Raw genomic sequence first — 1,553 nt, forward strand, 5'->3', positions numbered from 1 at the left:
CGCAATGACACGACTTCGGCGGTACGCTTGAGCCCCGCTACATTGTCGGCGCGGAATCACTAGACCAGTGAGCTATTACGCACTCTTTCAAGGGTGGCTGCTTCTAAGCCAACCTCCTGGTTGTCTGTGCGACTCCACATCCTTTCCCACTTAGCGTACGCTTAGGGGCCTTAGTCGATGCTCTGGGCTGTTTCCCTCTCGACCATGGAGCTTATCCCCCACAGTCTCACTGCCGTGCTCTCACTTACCGGCATTCGGAGTTTGGCTAAGGTCAGTAACCCGGTAGGGCCCATCGCCTATCCAGTGCTCTACCTCCGGCAAGAAACACACGACGCTGCACCTAAATGCATTTCGGGGAGAACCAGCTATCACGGAGTTTGATTGGCCTTTCACCCCTAACCACAGGTCATCCCCCAGGTTTTCAACCCTGGTGGGTTCGGTCCTCCACGAAGTCTTACCTCCGCTTCAACCTGCCCATGGCTAGATCACTCCGCTTCGGGTCTTGAGCGCGCTACTGAACCGCCCTATTCGGACTCGCTTTCGCTACGGCTTCCCCACACGGGTTAACCTCGCAACGCACCGCAAACTCGCAGGCTCATTCTTCAAAAGGCACGCAGTCACGACGCAAGGAACAAGTTCCTTGCGCGACGCTCCCACGGCTTGTAGGCACACGGTTTCAGGTACTATTTCACTCCGCTCCCGCGGTACTTTTCACCATTCCCTCACGGTACTATCCGCTATCGGTCACCAGGGAATATTTAGGCTTAGCGGGTGGTCCCGCCAGATTCACACGGGATTTCTCGGGCCCCGTGCTACTTGGGTGTCTCTCAAACGAGCCGCTGACGTTTCGACTACGGGGGTCTTACCCTCTACGCCGGACCTTTCGCATGTCCTTCGCCTACATCAACGGTTTCTGACTCGTCTCACGGCCGGCAGACCGTGAAAGAGAGATCCCACAACCCCACATGCGCAACCCCTGCCGGGTATCACACGCATACGGTTTGGCCTCATCCAGTTTCGCTCGCCACTACTCCCGGAATCACGGTTGTTTTCTCTTCCTGCGGGTACTGAGATGTTTCACTTCCCCGCGTTCCCTCCACATACCCTATGTGTTCAGGTATGGGTGACAGCCCATGACGACTGCCGGGTTTCCCCATTCGGAAACCCCCGGATCAAAGCCTGGTTGACGGCTCCCCGGGGACTATCGTGGCCTCCCACGTCCTTCATCGGTTCCTGGTGCCAAGGCATCCACCGTGCGCCCTTAAAAACTTGGCCACAGATGCTCGCGTCCACTGTGCAGTTCTCAAACAACGACCAACCACCCATCACCCCGGACCAGCAGATCCGAGTGCACTGGGGTCGGCACTGAAGGCGACCATTCCGGCCGTACCTTCAGACACCCAACAGCGTGCCCGACCCGGTCCCGCCCGGAGATCATGCTTTCCACGCCCCGAAAGGGCAGTACTCACAGCCTCCGACCCGTGAACCCGGTCGAATAGTCAACGTTCCACCCTTGAGCAACCACCGTCGGACATTTGCCGACGAAATGGCTC

The 1,553-nt window shown here is 57.9% G+C and carries 1 rRNA gene (cut by a window edge); it reads right to left on the minus strand.

Features of this window, described 5'->3' with window-relative positions:
* Positions 1–1,275: ribosomal RNA gene (locus ACFC96_RS08655) — 23S ribosomal RNA — on the minus strand (it extends 1,490 nt beyond the left edge of the window).
* Positions 1,276–1,553 lie beyond the last annotated feature (278 nt).

The organism is Streptomyces sp. NPDC055955 (assembly GCF_042270245.1).
Taxonomy (GTDB): domain Bacteria; phylum Actinomycetota; class Actinomycetes; order Streptomycetales; family Streptomycetaceae; genus Streptomyces.